The sequence below is a fragment of the Streptomyces sp. NPDC041205 genome, from assembly GCF_055591765.1.
Genome location: NZ_JBVIZH010000002.1, coordinates 733991 through 751798, shown reverse-complemented (window position 1 = coordinate 751798; position 17808 = coordinate 733991). Strand labels below are relative to the sequence as shown.

Genomic DNA, 17808 nt, shown 5'->3' with positions numbered 1-17808 from the left:
AAATTCACGTAAAAACGCTTATCCGGAGCTAACGGGCGAGGTGGTTATGGTAGGGGCTCCACTGGACACCACCAGAGCCGACAGGGGAGGTGCGGCTGCGCGCGCAGATCGGAGAAGGCTGCTGAGGCGCTTTCTCGGATTGGCGGGCAAGCCGAAATCCGTGACCGACACCGCTGACCGTTCCCGCGTCACCGACTCCGCTCAGACCGCGACCTTTGCCGCTGACGCGGAATCGCAGGCGTGGACTCCTCCCACCTGGGAAGAGATCGTCAGCACGCACAGCGGCCGCGTCTACCGCCTCGCCTACCGCCTGACAGGCAACCAGCACGACGCCGAGGACCTCACGCAGGAAGTCTTCGTCCGCGTCTTCCGCTCGCTGTCGACGTACACCCCCGGCACGTTCGAGGGCTGGCTGCACCGCATCACCACGAACCTCTTCCTGGACATGGTCCGGCGCAAGCAGCGCATCCGCTTCGACGCCCTCGGGGACGACGCGGCCGAGCGACTGCCCAGCCGTGAGCCCTCGCCCCAGCAGGTGTTCAACGACACCCACTTCGACGCGGACGTCCAGCAGGCGCTCGACACCCTCGCGCCCGAGTTCCGTGCCGCCGTCGTCCTGTGCGACATCGAAGGCCTTTCGTACGAGGAGATCGCCGCCACCCTGGGCGTCAAGCTCGGTACGGTCCGCAGCCGTATCCACCGCGGTCGCTCCCAGCTCCGCAAGGCACTCCAGCACCGTTCGCCCGAGGCCCGCGCCGAGCGCCGCTCGCTGGCCGTGAGCGGAGCCGTGGCGCTGGGAGGAGGGGGCGCGACCGCGTGAGTGGATCACGGTCCAATCCTGCCGAGCGGCATCTCGCCGAGCAGCACCTGGGGGACCGGCTCGCCGCGCTGGTCGACGGTGAGCTCGGTCATGACGCGCGCGAGCGAGTGCTCGCGCATCTCGCGACCTGTCCGAAGTGCAAGGCCGAGGCCGACGCGCAGCGCCGCCTCAAGAACGTCTTCGCGCAGACCGCGGCGCCGCCCCCCAGCGAGAGCTTCCTCGCCCGCCTTCAGAGCCTTCCCGCCGCCGACATCGACGACATCGGCCGGTCAGGGGGTCCGCGCACGCCCGTCGACGACGGCTTCGCCACCGGGTCTTCGGAGTCCACCGGCCTGCCCCAGGGCGGTGTCTTCAGCATCCGCGGGGGAAGACCCGAGCCCTTCGTCGGGTACGTCCCTTCGGGCGCCCACGCCGCGGTGCTGCCCAGTGAGCAGCGCGGCTTCCGCATCCATGACGTCGGTCGGCCCGAGGCCGAGCGGTCCGTCTGGCTCGGCCGGCGGTTCGCGTTCGCCGCGGCCGGGGCGGTGTCGCTGGCCGCGATAGCGCTCGGCGGGGTCACGATGGGCACACCCCTGACCGCCGGCGAGCAGCGCGCGAGCGGCGGCGCCGCCAACAGCAACGCGTCGCCCCTGCGGTCCCCGAGCACGGCCAACACCGCCCTGCCCGACTCCGTGCGGCGCCGCGGCGCCAACCCGCTCTCCGTGCAGGGGCCGCGGTCCCCGGCACTCGCGCCCACCACGGCCGCGGCGCCCCTGCTGGCCGGCGCCCGCCTGCGCCCCGGACACGGTCCCGACACCCCGCAGGTCACGGCCCCGCTCCTGGCCGGGGCGGGCGTCATGTCCCCACTGGTACGGGCCGTCGCCGACGAGTCCCGCGGCGGCGCACCCCAAGGCCTCACACTGAACGCCACGGTGGACTCCACTCCCAAGGCCACCCCCAGGCCCGACCCGCTGTACGGCAGGCAGTACCACTGACGGCCCACCACCCCCATCGCCGACGTGAGCTGCACGTCGGCGAAGCAGACCTGGTTGAATCCTCGGTGGGCCGTGCCCGCCGGGGACTCGGCGGACCCGGCGACAAGCACGTAATCGGCGTCCGCCGCGGGCCAGTTGTGGGGAGAGCATGGACGAGGGGCAGCCGAACGTTGGCACTGGGCCTGAGCACGGGGACCCCCTGACGGGGGTGTCCGGTGAGGCGGTGCCCTTGGCCGAGGGGGCGGCTGGTCGCGGGGTGCCTCGGGATGGGGTTGTCCCTGGCGAGGAGGCTCGGGACGGGGGTGCCCCGGGCGGGGAGCCTCGGGATGGGGTCGCTCCTGACGGGGAGCCCCGGGCCGCGGCGGGCCGCGGTGCGGTGTCGCATGCTGCGGGCTCGCGAGGTGGGGTGACCGATCAGGCTGTGCCGCAGGGCTCGGCGCCCCACGGTGAGAGGCCTCAGGGTGCCGATTCCGGGGACGTCGAGAGCGGGCGGACGGTTCGTGTGGGAGGTCGCGCTGTCGGTTCCCGTGAAGCCGCGGGTGACGGTGGTGCGGGTCCGGCCGGGGATTCCCGGCCGGTGGCCGACGCGCCGGCGACCGCTGTGGACGCTGCTCGGCCCGCGGGTGATGTGCCTCCGGCTGTACCCGCAGGTGATGTTCCCCCGGCCGTAGTGGATGTACCTGCGCCTGGGGCCGATGTGCCTCCGGCCGAAGCGGATGTACCCGCGCCTGGAGCTGACGCGCCCTCGGCCGCAGTCGGCGTGCCTCACCCCGCCGACCAGGCGTCCGTGCCGACAGCCGACGTGTCCCCGGGCGGAGTGACGGACGCCGTCCCCACCGACCGCCCCCGCCCCCTGCACGACCCCGACCCGTACAGCACCCCGCCCTACGGCGAGCCCGGGCCCTGGGCCCCCGCCCCGCCCGTGCAGCACCCCGTGGCGACCCCGGCCCAAGGCACCCCCGTCTACGGGGCCCAGGGCCACGGCGCCCCCTCGCCCGGCGCCCCGACCCTCGGTGCCCCCGCACACGGCACGCCCCCGCCCGGAGCCCCGTACCCCGGCACCCAGGGTCACAGCCCACAAGCTCCCGGCACGCCCAGCCACGGGACCCCCACCCACGAGGTCCCCCCGCCCGGCACCCCGACGCCCAGCCCCCTGCACCAGGGCATGTCCGCGCCCGGCCCCCTGGCTTCCGGCGGGCCTCAGCAGCCCGGTGCTCAGGGGCACGCGCCCCACGCCCACGGCACCCCCGCCCAGGGCATGCCCGCGCCCGGCCCCCCGGCTTCCGGCACGTCCCAGCAGCCCGGTGCTCAGGGGCACGCGCCCCACGCCCACGGCGCCCCCGCCCAGGGTGTGACCCCGGCCCAGGGCACGCCCGCCCCCAGCACCCCGCAGCAGGTCGCCCCGGCCCATGGCACGCCCCCGTCCGGCGCCCCCGTCCAGGGCACGCCGCCGCACGGAACCACTCACCCCGGCCCTCCGCACTCGGTGGCCGCAGCCCACGGGGCGGCGCCCCACGAACCCCTGCCTCACGGCAACCCCGGGGCCGACACGACCGCCAAGACGACCCCCGGGCCGGAGGCCCCCGGCCCGGGAGCACTCGGACCAGGAGTCGCCGGGCCCGGCGCCCCCTGGCAGCGCTACGACCCCTGGAGTGCCCCGCTGCAGCAGACCGGTGCCGCCGTTCGGACCGAGGAGCAGCGGCGTCGGCGGGGGCGGCGGGTGTTGGTGCTCGGGGCCGTGGTGATCGCGTTGGTCGCGGGTGGGATCGGTGGAGTGGTCGGGGCCCAGTTGGAGCGGGACGGTGGGTTCGGGGGCGACGTGGAGTTGCCGCAGGCCGAGTCCGGGTCCCAGAAGCGGTCCAAGAACAGCGTCGCCGGGATCGCGGCGAGCGCCCTGCCCGGTGTCGTGACCCTGCATGTCCGGGGCGACGACGGCGCGGGTACCGGGACCGGCTTCGTCCTCGACGCCAAGGGCCACATCCTCACCAACAACCACGTGGTGGAGCCCGGCGGCTCCGGCGGCGACATATCGGTCACCTTCAGCGGTGGCGAGACCGCCAGTGCCAAGGTCGTCGGCCGTGACGCGGGCTACGACCTGGCCGTCGTCAAGGTCTCCGGCGTCCGCGGACTCAAGCCCCTGCCCCTCGGCAACTCCGAGAACGTCCAGGTGGGCGACCCCGTCGTGGCGATCGGCGCGCCCTTCGACCTCGCCAACACCGTCACCTCCGGCATCATCAGCGCCAAGGAGCGCCCCATCACGGCGGGCGGCGAGAAGGGCGACGGCAGCGACGTCTCGTACGTCAACGCCCTGCAGACGGACGCGCCGATAAACCCGGGGAACTCCGGCGGGCCCCTCGTCGACTCCCGGGCCCGCGTCATCGGCATCAACAGCGCCATCCGCTCCGCGGGCAACGACTCCGGACCCGACGGCGGCCAGTCCGGCTCCATCGGCCTCGGCTTCGCCATACCCATCAACCAGGGCAAGCGCGTCGCCGAGGAACTCATCAACACCGGCCGGGCCACGCACCCCGTCATCGGCGTCACCATCGACAAGCAGTTCACCGGCGACGGCGCCCGGATCGCACGCGAGAGCCGGGACGGCGGCCCGGCCGTCAACCGCGGCGGGCCCGGCGCCAAGGCGGGCCTGAAGCCGGGCGACGTGATCACGGCCGTGGACGGCCAGCGCGTGCACTCCGGCGACGAGCTGATCGTCAAGATCCGCGCCCACCGTCCGAAGGACCGCCTGGAGCTGACCGTCGAGCGCGGCGGCGACGAGCGGAAGGTGACCCTGGTCCTCGGCACAGCGAGCGGGGAGTAGGGGAGGAGGGGAGGGGACGAGGGGAGTAGCGGGGTGCCCCGCCTGGTCCGGCGCCCCTCCCGGCCCGCCGCCCCGCCGCCCCGCGGCCCCGTCCCCCGCCCGTCCCACCGCCCCGGCACCCCCACCCGCGTTGTCCGCGTTGTCGCCGTGCGGCTACCGGACGGACAGCCGCGGCGGGTACCGTAGACCCGGTCCGGACGGCAAGGAGCTTTCAAGGTGTTCAACGACATTGGCGCACTCGAGATAGTGACGCTGGTCATCCTCGCCGTGCTCATCTTCGGCCCGGACAAGCTGCCGAAGCTCATTCAGGACGTGTCGCGGACCATTCGCAAGATCCGCCAATTCTCCGACAGTGCGAAGCAGGACATACGGAATGAACTGGGCCCGGAATTCAAGGACTTCGAGTTCGAAGACCTGAACCCGAAGAAGTTCATCCGCAAGCAGATGGAGAACGACGATCTCGGTCTGAAGGAAATCCGCAACGGCTTCGACCTGAAGAAGGAAATGGCCGAAGTCGCGGACGCAGTGCACGGGCGCGACAGCGATTCCGGTGACGACTCGGGCAGCCGGACCACCGGTTCCGCGGGCTCCTCGACCGCGTCGGCGAACGGCTCCGGCGGCGGCCGCCTCGACATGGAGAAGCGGCCCGAGCCCGGAAAACCGGCGGCAGGAGACCCGCCGCCGTTCGACGCGGACGCCACCTGACGCGACCCGCCACCGCCCGACGGCCCCCGTCGGCGTCCGGCGGCACCGCACGGCGGTCCGGCGAAACCCCGCGCCACCCTCGGCGCCCGCGTGCGCCGGTGCGTGTCCGAGATGCGCCGCCCGGCGCCCGGTACGGCCTGGTCGGGGCCCTCGTGAACACCCCTTCCGCCGACCGGTTCACCGGCATCCGGAATCGGTGTGGCTATCCTGCCTTGTTGTCCGGCGTGAGGACGCCCGAGGGGGGCGGGCCGCTCCGGACCGACGAGAGCGAGGAGGCGGCCGGGTACATGGAGACGACAAGTCGGGTGGGCGCGCAGGCGCCAGCCGCGGATGGTGCCGCGCAAGCGGTGCCCTCCGCCCGGCGCACGGTCGACGGCTACCTGCTGGCGCCCTTCCCCTGGTACGGCCTGGACGAGGCCTTCACGGGACCGCGCTGGCTGATGCAGGTCGGCACCGCCGCGGACGGGGCCGTCGAGCACGGCTCCATCGGGCACGGTGACGAGCCGTCGGTCAGGGCGGAGGGTTCCTTCGGGAACGGCGACAAGGAGCGGTTCGCGGTCGTGGTGACCATCGCCGCCAACCCGGTGCGGCGCAGCGCCGACGGCACCGGCGTCCTGGAGGCGACCTCGGTGTCCTCCGCGGCCTGGCTCGCCGGGGTGGGGCTGCTGTCCTTCACCTGGCCCGGCCAGATGGACCACAGCCTGCGGGACGACTGGCTGGACCAGCAGACGGAGACCGCCTGGGTCCTCGCGGACGACCTGCACGGGTCCGACTGGTCGACGCTCTCCCTGCCCGTGGACGGGGTCCCGACCTCGTTCCACTACCGGGAGTCCGAGTACGGCTGGGTGCTCGCCGGGTCCACCGAGGGAGGGGTGCATCTGGGGGCGTACGGGCGCGGCATGAGCGCGTACGGCCTCGGCTTCTCGGTGATCAAGGACGTCGCCGAGTACGCGAGGTAGTCCTCCGGACCGGTACGGGGTGTGGGGCGCCGTTCGATTTGACGGTGCCCCACACCCGCGTGGACGCCGATCGGCGCTCCGCGCCTCGTCCTCAAGCGCCGGACGGGCTGGTACCTTCGCCCGGCCTTCTCGCCGCCGTCAGAACTTGTTGCGCGGCGTGATCCCCAGCGACATGCCCGAGAGCCCCCGCTGGCGGCCGCCCAGCTTGCCCGCGATGGTGCGCAGGGCGCTGCCCGCGGGCGACTCCGGGTCGGTGAGGACGACGGGTTTGCCCTCGTCGCCGCCCTCGCGCAGGCGCACGTCGATCGGGATGGAGCCGAGCACCGGCACGGTCGCGCCCGTGGTCTTCGTCAGGCCCTCCGCGACCTTCTGGCCGCCGCCGGTGCCGAACACGTCGACCATCTCGCCGCAGTGCGGGCAGGGAAGGCCGGACATGTTCTCGACCACGCCGACGATCTTCTGGTGGGTCTGCACGGCGATGGAGCCCGCGCGCTCGGCGACCTCGGCGGCGGCCTGCTGCGGGGTGGTGACGACGAGGATCTCCGCGTTCGGGACGAGCTGCGCGACGGAGATCGCGATGTCGCCCGTGCCCGGCGGCAGGTCGAGGAGCAGCACGTCCAGGTCGCCCCAGAAGACGTCCGCGAGGAACTGCTGGAGCGCGCGGTGCAGCATCGGGCCGCGCCACACCACCGGCGCGTTGCCGGGGGTGAACATGCCGATGGAGATGACCTTCACGCCGTTCGCCGACGGCGGCATGATCATGTTCTCGACCTGGGTGGGGCGTCCCTCGGCGCCCAGCATGCGCGGCACGCTGTGGCCGTAGATGTCCGCGTCCACGACGCCGACCTTCAGGCCGTCGGCGGCCATCGCCGCCGCCAGGTTCACCGTCACGGACGACTTGCCGACGCCGCCCTTGCCGGAGGCGACCGCGTACACCCGGGTCAGCGAGCCCGGCTTGGCGAACGGCACCTCGCGCTCGGCGGTGCCGCCGCGCAGCGCCGTGGCCAGCTCCTTGCGCTGCTCGTCGCTCATCACGTCCAGGGTCACGTCGACGCGCGTGACGCCCTCGACGGCGGCCACCGCGTCCGTCACGTTCTTCGTGATCGTCTCGCGCATGGGGCAGCCGGAGACCGTCAGATACACGGTGACGGCGACCGCGCCGTCCGCGCCGATCTCCACCGATTTGACCATCCCCAGCTCGGTGATGGGTCGCTGGATCTCGGGGTCGTTCACCGTCGCCAGTGCTTCACGCACCGCGTCTTCCGTAGCCATACGACCGATAGTACGGCGCGGTAACCGGTGGCAGGAAAGGGCCGTCAGCGGTCGCCTACATCACGTGACCCAGCACTCTCGGACGGGAATACCTCGCGCTGCTCCTCCAGCTCCTTGACCAGGTCCTGGAGTTCGGAGCGGATCCAGTCGCGGGTGGCGACCTCGCCGAGGCCCAGGCGCAGCGAGGCGATCTCGCGGGTGAGGTACTCGGTGTCCGCGATGGACCGCTCGTTGCTCTTGCGGTCCTGCTCGTGGGTGACGCGGTCGCGGTCGTCCTGGCGGTTCTGCGCGAGCAGGATCAGCGGGGCGGCGTACGAGGCCTGGAGCGAGAGCATCAGGGTCAGGAAGATGAACGGGTACTGGTCGAAGCGCAGGTCGGCCGGGGCGGAGACGTTCCAGACGACCCACATGATGATGACGACCGTCATCCAGACGATGAACCGGCCCGTCCCGAGGAACCGCGCGATCCGCTCCGAGAGCCGCCCGAAGGCCTCCGGGTCGTAGTCCGGAAGCAGCTTGCGGCGCGGCGCCCGCGGCTGGTCGAGCCGGAACCGCGCCCGGCCACGCGCCTCCCGGTCCCGTTCTTTGTCCCGCTCCCGCTCAGCCGCCGCCATGACCGGCCCCCTCCTGGAGGTGGTACTCCGTCTCCCGCCAGTCCTCGGGCAGCATGTGGTCGAGTACGTCGTCGACGGTGACCGCGCCGAGCAGCGATCCGCTCTCGTCGACGACCGGCGCCGACACCATGTCGTACGCGGCGAAGAAGCCCGCCACGACCGGCAGCTCGGCCTCCGGGCGCAGCGGCCGCAGGTCGTCGTCGAGGATCGAGCCGACGAGCGTGTACGGCGGATCGCGCAGCAACCGCTGGAAGTGCACGGCGCCCAGGTACTTGCCGGTCGGGGTCTCGTCCGGCGGGCGGCACACGTACACCTGCGCGGCGAGCGCGGGGGAGAGGTCCTGCTGCCGCACCCGCGCGAGGGCGTCGGCGACCGTGGCGTCAGGACGCAGCACGATCGGCTCGGTCGTCATCAGACCGCCCGCCGTGCGCTCCTCGTACGCCATCAGACGGCGCACGTCGGCCGCGTCGTCCGGCTGCATCAGGGTGAGCAGGCGCTCCTTGTCGTCCTCGGGCAGCTCGGCGAGGAGGTCGGCGGCGTCGTCCGGGTCCATCGCCTCCAGGACGTCGGCGGCGCGCTCCTCCTTGAGGGCGCCGAGGATCTCGATCTGGTCGTCCTCCGGCAACTCCTCCAGGACGTCCGCGAGCCGGTCGTCGTCGAGCGCGGCGGCGATCTCGGCGCGGCGCTTCGGCGACAGGTGGTGCAGCACGTTGGCGAGGTCGGCGGGGCGCAGCTGCTCGAACGTGGCGAGCAGGCTCTCCGCGCCCTGCCCGTGCTCCTCCAGGGAGAACCCGTCCACGGCCGACCAGTCGACGGTCAGCGTCTCGCCCTTGCGCCGGAAGGCCCTGCCCTTGCCCTTGCGCACGAAGACCCGGTCCGCCTCCCAGTCACGGCGGGCCGGAAGCCGCTGCACGGAGATGTCGAGGACCGTCACCTCCTCGCCGCTCTCCACCAGGCGCACCCGGCGGTCCAGCATCTCGCCGAGGATCAGGCGCTCCGTCGGGCGCTGCTCGAAGCGCCGCACGTTCAGCACCCCGGTGGTGATGACCTGGCCCGACTCGATGCCGGTCACACGGGTGATGGGCAGGAAGATGTGGCGGCGCGTGGCGAGTTCCACGACCAGGCCGAGCAGCCGTGGCGGCCTGTGGCCCACCCTGAGCATGACGACGAGGTCCCGCACCCGGCCCACCTCGTCGCCGTTCGGGTCGAAGACGGCGGTGCCCGCCAGGTGCGAGACGAAGATCCGGGGCGCGCTTGCCGCCATGCGCGGCGCCTCCCTGCTGCTCGCTACCGCTGGTCGTATCGATCGATGTCGCTTTCAGGTGCATTTATACGATCTTTCGTACGCGCCCCAGGCTAGCTCCTGCCGGGCGCGTCCGCCCTGGTGAGACGTCCGTACGGACTGGCTCGGAGACGGGTCCTCGGCACCGGTACGCTGCGGTACGCCAGGCCGTAGCCGCGCTATGGCCGCCGCCGTAGAGGACGTCCGCACGAGAGGCAGCGCCACCTGTGACTGCGATGCGACAGGCCCGCCGTACCCGAAGGCCGGTGCTGGTGAGCGCGGTGTGCGCGGGGCTCGTGGCGGGCTGCGCCGGGCTGACGGGCTGCGGGGGCGGCGGCGAGGACCCGGACGCGGGCACCAACGGCGTGGGCAAGCTGTCCGCGGCGAAGATCCAGAGCAAGGCGCGGCAGGCGGCCAAGGGCGCCGACGCGGTCCGCCTGTCCGGCACGGTCGTCAGCAAGGGCCAGACGTACAAGCTCGACATGCGCCTCAAGGGCTCGGGCGGCGAGGGCTCGGTGACGTTCAAGGGCGGGACGTTTCAGCTGCTCCGCGTCGGCGAGCACCTGTATCTGAAGGCCGACTCGGGCTTCTGGAAGCACCAGAACGAGGCCAGGGGCGCCGGGGGCACCGAGGGGAAGGCGGGCGGCTCGGCGGGCGACCTGTCCGCGGCGGCGAAGCTCAACGGCAAGTTCGTGAAGGTGCCCGCGGGCGACCCCTCGTACCAGCAGCTGAGCGGCTTCACCGACAAGGACCTGATGCTCGACGGCACGCTCGCGCTGCACGGGAAGCTGTCGAAGGGGGAGCGGTCCGACTCGGGCACTCGGCGCCTCATCAAGATCGCCGGGGACGAGGGCGCGGGCGGCACGCTGGACGTGTCCCTGGAGGGCAAGCCGTATCCGCTGCGGCTCCAGCGCGCGGGCGGCGCGGGCACGCTGCGGCTCACCGAGTGGGGCAAGGAGTTCGTCCTGGAGGAGCCCGGCAAGGACGAGACGGTGGACTACGGGAAGCAACTGCCCACGCAGTGAAGGGGCGTCAGCGCTTCTTCTTGCGCCGCAGGAGCAGCCGCGGCAGCGCCGCCGGTACGGGCTTGCGGGTCGTCGCGTCCGTCGGCAGCGGGGCCGCCGCGAGAGAGCCGTCCGGCAGGTCCGTGCTCGCCGCGCCCGGCGTCAGCCGCAGCACCCGGCACTCCGCGGCCCAGCGCTCCACCATCCGCTCCCCGTCCGGGGCGTTCAGGCGCTTGCCCTTGAGTTCGGCGACGGCCGCCTCCCAGGCCTCGGAGCGCGGCGCCAGCTCCGTCACCGCGGCGGTCCAGGCGATCACGCGGCCGCCCTTGTCCTTGCTGCGCACGGTCACTTCGGCGCCCGCCCCGTCGACGAGGTCCGGCAGCGGCTGCTCGCCGGGGCCGTCCCCGACGAGGTGGGCCGCGCCGTCGACCCAGACGTGCCACAGGGCCCGGACGGGTCCGTCGGGCGCGGCGCCGCGCACCCAGATCAGCCCCGACTTCTTCGTGGCCTCCTCGACGAGGGCGCGGTCGAACAGCGCGTCAGCAGTCATGCCGGAAGCTTAGCGAGGCCCGCGACGGGCTCAGAGCCAGCCGTTTCGCTTCAGGGTGCGGTGGATCGTGTAGCAGACCGTGCCGATCAGGCCGAGCACCATCGGGTAGCCGAACCGCCAGTGCAGCTCCGGCATGTGGTCGAAGTTCATGCCGTAGACACCGCACACGGCCGTCGGTACGGCGATGATGGCCGCCCAGGACGTGATCTTGCGCATGTCCTCGTTCTGCGCGACGGCGGCCTGGGCGAGGTTGGCCTGGAGGATGGAGTTGAGGAGTTCGTCGAAGCCGAGGACCTGCTCCTGGACGCGCGCGAGGTGGTCGGCGACGTCGCGGAAGTACTTCTGGATGTCGGGGTCGACGAGCCGCATGGGCCGCTCACTGAGCAGCTGCATGGGGCGAAGCAGCGGCGACACGGCGCGCTTGAACTCCAGGACCTCGCGCTTGAGCTGGTAGATCCGCCCGGCGTCGACACCGCGTGAGACGCCCTTGCCGGTGGCCGCGAACACTTCGTTCTCGACGTCGTCGATGTCGACCTGCATGGCGTCGGCGACCGCGAGGTAGCCGTCGACGACGTGGTCGGCGATGGTGTGCAGGACCGACGAGGGGCCCTTGGCGAGCAGCTCCGGCTCGTCCTGGAGGCGGCGGCGCAGCGCGCGCAGCGAGCCGTGGCCGCCGTGCCGGACGGTGATGAAGAAGTCCCGGCCGGTGAAGCACATGACCTCGCCGGTCTCGACGACCTCGCTGGTGGCGGTGAGTTCGGCGTGCTCGACGTAGTGGATGGTCTTGAAGACCGTGAAGAGCGTGTCGTCGTAGCGCTCCAGCTTGGGCCGCTGGTGGGCGTGGACGGCGTCCTCGACGGCCAGCGGGTGCAGCCCGAACTCGGCGGCGATACCGGCGAACTCGGCCTCCGTCGGCTCGTGCAGGCCGATCCAGGCGAAGCCCCCGTCGCGGCGCACCTGGAGCATCGCCTCGTGCGGCGTGAGGGTGTCGTCGCAGGCGACGCGGCGGCCGTCGCGGTAGACGGCGCAGTCGACGACGGCGGAGACGGCGCTGGGGTCGCGGGTGGTGTCGTACGAGCTGTAGGAGGGGCTGTCCTTGCGCTGGGACGGGCGCACGGCGTCACGCAGGTCACGGATCATCGACATGGGCAGGCTCCTTCGACGAAAGGGCCGCCGGCGACGGGTGGAACTGCCCGGAATGGGGACGTCCTGCTGCGGGTTCTGGCTCGTCCTCAAAGCGGGGAGCACCGCACTGTCGCGGTGGCAGCAACGCTACTGATGCAGATCAGGTGAAACGCGGTGCTCTTCCGTCGTGCGCGGTACGGGCCGGGTACGGACGGGGCGTCCGGGGGAGGCCGTGCGCGCGGCCGCAGCTACGCTGCTGCGGGATGCTCAGCGGGCGGAAGAGCGAGTGGTACTGCACGGTCGACTTCGATCCACTGCAGCCCCACCTCCTCCGGCCGGTCCCCCGTAGGGGAGGTCCCTGGCGCGTAGGCGCCGTCTCCTGCGTCCGGGCTTGAAGGCGACGCTTCTGCGTGCTGCCCGGGCCAGCGGCCAACAGTATCAGCCGACCAGCAGCCGAACCCCCACCTTTACCCATCACTGACGAGTTCTATGCTCGCGTCATGGCTGATGTTCTTGCGCTGGTCGAGGCCCGGCTCCGTAGTGGCCTGGGGGAACCGGACGCACGCGCGGCGGTGACGTTCCTGGGCACGGACCGCATCGAAGTGTTGCGCTTCACGGACGGGGACGTCGTGCGGTACGCCACGCTCGGCATGTCCGCCCGCCCGATGACCGACCCCACGGCCGTGCTCGCCGACCCCGTGCAGGGACCGCGCGCGGAGCTGGTGCTCTCCGTGCGCGGCGGTCTCGTCGACACCGACAAGGTGCTCCGCCCGCTGGCCGTGCTCGCCGCCTCCCCGCAGGTGGAAGGGCTCGTGGTCGCGCCGGGCGCCTCCCTCGACGTGGGCGAGCCGCTGTGGCCGGGGGCGCCGTTCACGTCGGTCCTGGTCGCGGAGCCGGGCGGCCTTGTCGAGGACCTGGAGCTTGACGCGCCCCTGGACCCCGTCCAGTTCCTGCCGCTGCTGCCGATGACGCCCAACGAGGCGGCGTGGAAGCGGGTGCACGGCGCGGGGGCCCTTCAGGAGCGCTGGCTGAACGGCGGCACGGACCTGCGCGATCCGCTGCGCAAGTCCGTACCGCTGGATTGAACGTTCGTTTTAGCGCGGCCAGTTGGTCCTTCTGGCCGCCCCCGGCCGCCCGACCTCCGCCGGGCTCAGCCGGCGAAGACGGTCACGCCGTCCTCCGTCGCGTGCCGGGTCTCCAACTCCTCCGCCTCGTGCGTGAGCGCGCTCCTGCGGACCCACACCACCACCGCGCCGAGCACCGCCGTGACGGCCGCGACCACGAACGGGATGTGGATGTCGCTCCACTCCTCGATCTTCGGTGCGAAGTAGGGGGCCGCGGCGGCGGCGAACCAGCGTACGAAGTTGTAGCCGGCGCTGGCCACGGGCCGGGGCGCGTCCGAGACGCCGAGGGCCAGCTCCGTGTAGACGGTGTTGTTCACGCCGATGAAGGCACCGGACAGGACGGTGCAGACGACGGCGGTGGCGTGGTTGCCGTACCCGAGCACCAGGACGTCCGCGGCGAGCAGCACCAGCGAACCGCCGAGCACCTTCAGGGACCCGAACCGGGCCTGGAGCCGGGGCGCGACGAGCACCGAGAACACCGCGAGCAGGACGCCCCAGGCGAAGAACACCGCACCCGACTTGTACGGGGTCATGTTCAGGACGAACGGCGTGAAGGCCAGGACGGTGAAGAACGTGTAGTTGTAGAAGAACGCCGACGCGGCCGCCGAGGCCAGGCCGCCGTGGCCGAGCGCCTTGAGCGGGTCGAGCAGCGAGGTCTTGCGCGCGGGCCTGGGCTGCTCCTTCAGGAACGCCGTGATGCACAGGAAGCCGACGGCCATCAGGGCCGCGGTGCCGAAGAAGGGGTAGCGCCAACTGGCGTCGCCGAGCAGCGCGCCGAGGAGCGGCCCGCAGGCCATGCCGAGGCCGAGCGCGGACTCGTACAGCAGGATCGCCGCCGCGCTCCCGCCCGCCGCTGCGCCCACGATGACCGCGAGCGCGGTCGACACGAACAGGGCGTTGCCGAGGCCCCAGCCGGCCCGGAACCCGACGAGTTCGCCGACCGACCCGGACGTACCGGCGAGCGCGGCGAAGACGATCACCAGGGCGAGCCCGGCGAGGAGGGTCTTCTTGCCGCCGATGCGGCTGGAGACGAAGCCGGTCACCAGCATCGCGACGGCGGTGATCAGGAAGTACGAGGTGAACAGGAGCGAGACCTGGCTCGGTGTGGCCTTCAGGCCCTGAGCGATGGACGGCAGGATCGGGTCGACGAGGCCGATGCCCATGAACGCCACCACGGACGCGCCCGCCGTCGCCCACACCGCCTTCGGCTGGCGCAGCAGGCCGCCCGCTCCGGCGTCGAAGGGGTCGCCTCCGGCGTGGGCGGCGGTGCGGGTGTCGGGTCCTGGGGCGTCCTCGGCGGGCGCTGTCAGCTCTCCTTGGGTGTGCGCGGTCATCCGCGGCTCCTTGGTGGGTGTGCTGCTGGGGGTAGATCGTTGCCGTATACACATACTAGTTAGATGAGCTAACTAATGCAAGCTACATCTAATTTCCCCAGGTGGTGGGGCAGGGGGATGTGGTCAGGAGACGGCCTCCGGACGGGTGATCGTCCTTGACGGGGCGGCAAGGGGGGAGGACCGTTGGGCGCTATGAGGGGCGAACCCAGTTGCCCGAAGTGTGGTGGCCGGGTCAGGGCTCCCGGCCTCTTTGCCGACTCCTGGCAGTGCGATGTGCACGGCACGGTGCACCCGCTGCAGCCCGTGATCCCGCCCAGCGTCGAGGCCCTCCAGGTCGTCGTGCGCCGCGCGCAGGTGCCCGTGTGGATGCCGTGGCCCCTGCCCGTCGGGTGGCTCTTCACCGGAGTCGCCTGCGCCGGGGACGACCGCAGTGGCGGCCGGGCCACCGCCGTCGCCTGCTCCGGGCCCGCGCCGCTCGGTGGTGTGGGTGAACTCGTGCTTGTCGCCGAGGAGTTGGGGGTGGGGCTCGGGGCGCGGTACGCGGGGATCGACGGGCCCGATCCCGGGCCCTCCATGAGCGCCGGGAAGGCCGCCCAGGCCAAGGTCCTCGCCGCTGGGCGGCCCACGGCCATGTGGCATGTGCCGGGGGCGCCCGATGATCGGGCCGTGTTCGCGGGGGAGGCGCGGGGGCTGTGGCTCTGGGCCATCGCCTGGCCCGAGCAGTCGGGGCTGCTCATGTACGACGAGCTCGTCCTCACGGACTTGCGGGACGCCGGGGCCGAGGTCGACCTGGTGCCGTGCGGGGCGCTCTCGCCGCGGTTGCTGATGCCGTAGGGCGGGGCGCCGTCCTACGCGGGGCGCCCCGGTCCCGCCCCTTCACCGAAACCGGGGCGCTGCGCCCCCTGGACCCCGGCCGCTCGCCCGCCGTGTCGTGCGGGTGGGACCCGCCTCCGCCGGATCGGCGCTGCGCGCCTCGTCCTCAAACTCCCCCAAGCTCTTAAGGAGCAAGGGGTACCCCCATGACGGGCTGAAATCTCGCCGTGGTCGGCCTGGAGGTGCCGGGGTGGGCCAGCGGGTCCAGGTGGGGCGGGTGGCTGGGAGAGAGCCCGTCCGGCGATTGAGGACCGGGCGCGCAGCGCCGAGCGGGGGTCGGGGCGCGGAACGTTAGACTGGGGCGTCCCCCCGTCCGTCCCGAAGAGCGTGGAGCCCTGCGTGCGCATCGACCTGCACACCCACTCCACCGCGTCCGACGGCACCGACACCCCGGCCGAGCTGGTGCGCAACGCCGCCGCGGCCGGTCTGGACGTGGTCGCGCTGACCGACCACGACTCCACCCGCGGCCACGCCGAGGCGATCGCCGCGCTGCCGCCCGGCCTCACCCTCGTCACCGGCGCCGAGCTGTCCTGCCGCCTCGACGGCGTGGGCATGCACATGCTGGCGTACCTCTTCGACCCCGACGAGCCAGAGCTCGCACGCGAGCGCGAACTCGTCCGTGACGACCGCGTGCCGCGCGCCAAGGCGATGGTCGGCAAGCTTCAGGAACTCGGCGTCCCCGTCACCTGGGAGCAGGTCGCGCGCATCGCCGGCGACGGCTCCGTCGGCCGCCCGCACGTCGCGGAAGCCCTGGTCGAGCTCGGCGTCGTACCGACCGTCTCGGACGCGTTCACGCCCGACTGGCTCGCCGACGGCGGCCGTGCCTACGCCGAGAAGCACGAACTCGACCCCTTCGACGCGATACGCCTGGTCAAGGCCGCGGGCGGCGTCACCGTCTTCGCGCACCCCGCCGCAGCCCAGCGCGGCAAGGTGGTGCCCGAGTCGGCGATCGCCGAGCTGGCCGCGGCGGGCCTCGACGGCATCGAGGTCGACCACCCGGAACAACTGGCGTACGCGCCCGAGTCCGGCCCCAGGCTGCGCGGCCTCGCCGCCGACCTGGGCCTGCTCGTCACCGGGTCGAGCGACTACCACGGCACACGGAAGACGTGCGTGCTCGGGGAGTACACCACCGACCCCGAGATCTACGGCGAGATCACGCGCCGGGCGACGGGAGCGTTCCCGGTGCCGGGCGCGGGCGGAGGCCCGTCGGCGTAACGCGCCACCGTCCGCGTATCGCGCCCCCTGTCCCCGTAACGCTTCACCACCACCGTCCGCGGCACGCGCTGCCGTCGTCCGCGGTACGCGTCCCGGGCCACCGCCCGCTGTTCTGTACGACCCACTCCTGCAAGGCCATCACTGTGTTCGACGTCGCCGTCTTCGGATCCCTCTTTCTCACCCTTTTTGTCATCATGGACCCCCCTGGGGTCACGCCGATCTTCCTCGCGCTGACCGCGGGACGCCCCGCCAAGGTGCAGAAGAAGATGGCCTTCCAGGCCGTGTGCGTGGCCTTCGGGGTCATCGCCGTCTTCGGCATCGTGGGCCAGCAGATCCTCGACTATCTGCACGTCTCCACCCAGGCGCTGATGATCGCGGGCGGTCTGCTGCTGCTCCTGGTCGCGCTCGACCTGCTCACCGGCAAGACCGACGAGCCGCAGCAGACCAAGGACGTCAACGTCGCCCTGGTGCCGCTCGGCATGCCGCTGCTCGCCGGGCCCGGCGCGATCGTGCAGGTGATCCTGGCCGTGCAGCATGCCGACGGCATGGAGCAGGTCTCCGTGTGGGCGGCGATTCTGGCCATCCATGTGGTGCTGTTCGTGGCGATGCGCTTCTCGCTGCTGATCATCCGCGTCATCAAGGACGGCGGTGTGGTCCTGGTGACGCGGCTCGCCGGAATGATGCTGTCGGCGATCGCCGTGCAGCAGATCATCAACGGCGTCACGCAGGTGATCCGCGGCGGTTGAGCCGTGCGGGTGACCGCGACCCACGCACAGAGCCCTGTACGGCACCGGACGCGCCGGTGTCGTACAGGGCTCTGAAGTGTGTGATGAGGCCGTTCGGCGCCGTTATGAGGCCGAGGCGTCGGCCGGACGGATGTAGAGGCGCTGCCCTATGGCGGCGGCTTGCTGCACGATCCGGTTGACGGAGGCGGCGTCCACGACGGTCGTGTCCACGGCGGTGCCGTCGACGTCGTCGAGTCGCATGATTTCGAAGCGCATGGGCTTCTCCCTTCGTCTGGTGATCCTCCTGGAGGAGAACTGCTGGCTACGTAGGGTGCAACGGCTTGACTCCCTCAAACATTCCCTACGCTAAAGAAAATTTTCGCGAGTCTAATGAACGCCTTGTTTCGTGACTGT

17 protein-coding genes are annotated in these 17808 nt (G+C 72.1%); 10 read left to right on the top strand and 7 right to left on the bottom strand.

Going from position 1 to position 17808, the window contains the following annotated elements; all coding sequences use genetic code 11:
• The first annotated feature begins 46 nt into the window (after window positions 1–46).
• From sigE to ACZ6BG_RS10300, 5 genes are all read left to right on the top strand, one after another.
• Complete coding sequence (gene sigE / locus ACZ6BG_RS10320) at window positions 47–820, top strand: RNA polymerase sigma factor SigE (RefSeq protein ID WP_468999424.1); 774 nt, start codon at window positions 47–49, stop codon at window positions 818–820.
• Window positions 817–1794 (top strand): anti-sigma factor family protein, encoded by a 978-nt coding sequence (locus ACZ6BG_RS10315; protein WP_468999421.1) that lies wholly within the window; start codon window positions 817–819, stop codon window positions 1792–1794. The genes sigE and ACZ6BG_RS10315 overlap by 4 nt, the downstream gene beginning before the upstream one ends.
• Window positions 1795–2959: 1165 nt before the next feature.
• Window positions 2960–4612: a S1C family serine protease gene (locus ACZ6BG_RS10310; protein WP_469000191.1), complete on the top strand. Its 1653-nt coding sequence runs from the start codon at window positions 2960–2962 to the stop codon at window positions 4610–4612.
• Between the two features lie 216 nt (window positions 4613–4828).
• Window positions 4829–5317 carry a sec-independent translocase gene (locus ACZ6BG_RS10305; protein ID WP_468999419.1) on the top strand — a complete coding sequence of 163 codons (489 nt, stop codon included), beginning with the start codon at window positions 4829–4831 and terminating at the stop codon, window positions 5315–5317.
• Between the two features lie 287 nt (window positions 5318–5604).
• Window positions 5605–6276, top strand: a complete 672-nt coding sequence (locus ACZ6BG_RS10300; protein WP_468999416.1) for a hypothetical protein — start codon at window positions 5605–5607, stop codon at window positions 6274–6276.
• Window positions 6277–6414: 138 nt separating this feature from the next.
• On the opposite strand, the gene ACZ6BG_RS10295 is transcribed toward ACZ6BG_RS10300, so the two are convergent.
• Genes ACZ6BG_RS10295 through ACZ6BG_RS10285 form a run of 3 tightly spaced genes read right to left on the bottom strand, consistent with a single transcriptional unit; the run spans window position 6415 to window position 9426 of the window.
• A complete protein-coding gene (locus ACZ6BG_RS10295) occupies window positions 6415–7548 on the bottom strand; it encodes an Mrp/NBP35 family ATP-binding protein (RefSeq protein WP_405660802.1) in 1134 nt (377 codons plus the stop codon).
• A gap of 44 nt (window positions 7549–7592) precedes the next feature.
• Window positions 7593–8162, bottom strand: coding sequence for a DUF1003 domain-containing protein (locus ACZ6BG_RS10290; protein WP_468999412.1), 570 nt, complete (start codon window positions 8160–8162; stop codon window positions 7593–7595).
• Window positions 8149–9426, bottom strand: coding sequence for a magnesium transporter MgtE N-terminal domain-containing protein (locus tag ACZ6BG_RS10285; RefSeq protein WP_468999410.1), 1278 nt, complete (start codon window positions 9424–9426; stop codon window positions 8149–8151). Before ACZ6BG_RS10285 ends, ACZ6BG_RS10290 begins: the two co-directional genes overlap by 14 nt.
• Before the next feature lie 254 nt (window positions 9427–9680).
• Here ACZ6BG_RS10285 and ACZ6BG_RS10280 point away from each other — a divergent pair, with 254 nt between their 5' ends.
• On the top strand, window positions 9681–10469 hold the full coding sequence (locus ACZ6BG_RS10280; protein WP_469000188.1) for a hypothetical protein: 789 nt from the start codon (window positions 9681–9683) through the stop codon (window positions 10467–10469).
• A 7-nt stretch (window positions 10470–10476) separates the two neighbouring features.
• On the opposite strand, the gene ACZ6BG_RS10275 is transcribed toward ACZ6BG_RS10280, so the two are convergent.
• Together ACZ6BG_RS10275 and ACZ6BG_RS10270 are read right to left on the bottom strand one after the other, a co-directional pair.
• On the bottom strand, window positions 10477–10998 hold the full coding sequence (locus ACZ6BG_RS10275; RefSeq protein ID WP_468451482.1) for a hypothetical protein: 522 nt from the start codon (window positions 10996–10998) through the stop codon (window positions 10477–10479).
• A gap of 30 nt (window positions 10999–11028) precedes the next feature.
• Window positions 11029–12144: a magnesium and cobalt transport protein CorA gene (locus ACZ6BG_RS10270; RefSeq protein WP_468451484.1), complete on the bottom strand. Its 1116-nt coding sequence runs from the start codon at window positions 12142–12144 to the stop codon at window positions 11029–11031.
• A gap of 479 nt (window positions 12145–12623) precedes the next feature.
• Here ACZ6BG_RS10270 and ACZ6BG_RS10265 point away from each other — a divergent pair, with 479 nt between their 5' ends.
• A complete protein-coding gene (locus ACZ6BG_RS10265) occupies window positions 12624–13208 on the top strand; it encodes a suppressor of fused domain protein (RefSeq protein ID WP_468999408.1) in 585 nt (194 codons plus the stop codon).
• A gap of 65 nt (window positions 13209–13273) precedes the next feature.
• Here ACZ6BG_RS10265 and ACZ6BG_RS10260 read toward each other — a convergent pair whose 3' ends face one another.
• Complete coding sequence (locus ACZ6BG_RS10260) at window positions 13274–14581, bottom strand: MFS transporter (RefSeq protein ID WP_468999405.1); 1308 nt, start codon at window positions 14579–14581, stop codon at window positions 13274–13276.
• A 192-nt stretch (window positions 14582–14773) separates the two neighbouring features.
• Between ACZ6BG_RS10260 and ACZ6BG_RS10255 the strand changes: the two genes are divergently transcribed.
• The 3 genes from ACZ6BG_RS10255 (at window position 14774) to ACZ6BG_RS10245 (ending at window position 17415) form a co-directional block, all read left to right on the top strand.
• Window positions 14774–15415 (top strand): DUF6758 family protein, encoded by a 642-nt coding sequence (locus tag ACZ6BG_RS10255; protein WP_468451490.1) that lies wholly within the window; start codon window positions 14774–14776, stop codon window positions 15413–15415.
• A 378-nt stretch (window positions 15416–15793) separates the two neighbouring features.
• Window positions 15794–16669, top strand: a complete 876-nt coding sequence (locus ACZ6BG_RS10250; RefSeq protein WP_468999399.1) for a PHP domain-containing protein — start codon at window positions 15794–15796, stop codon at window positions 16667–16669.
• A gap of 143 nt (window positions 16670–16812) precedes the next feature.
• Window positions 16813–17415 carry a MarC family protein gene (locus tag ACZ6BG_RS10245; protein ID WP_468451494.1) on the top strand — a complete coding sequence of 201 codons (603 nt, stop codon included), beginning with the start codon at window positions 16813–16815 and terminating at the stop codon, window positions 17413–17415.
• A gap of 102 nt (window positions 17416–17517) precedes the next feature.
• Here ACZ6BG_RS10245 and ACZ6BG_RS10240 read toward each other — a convergent pair whose 3' ends face one another.
• On the bottom strand, window positions 17518–17670 hold the full coding sequence (locus ACZ6BG_RS10240) for a hypothetical protein (protein ID WP_016644538.1): 153 nt from the start codon (window positions 17668–17670) through the stop codon (window positions 17518–17520).
• Between the last annotated feature and the right edge of the window lie 138 nt (window positions 17671–17808).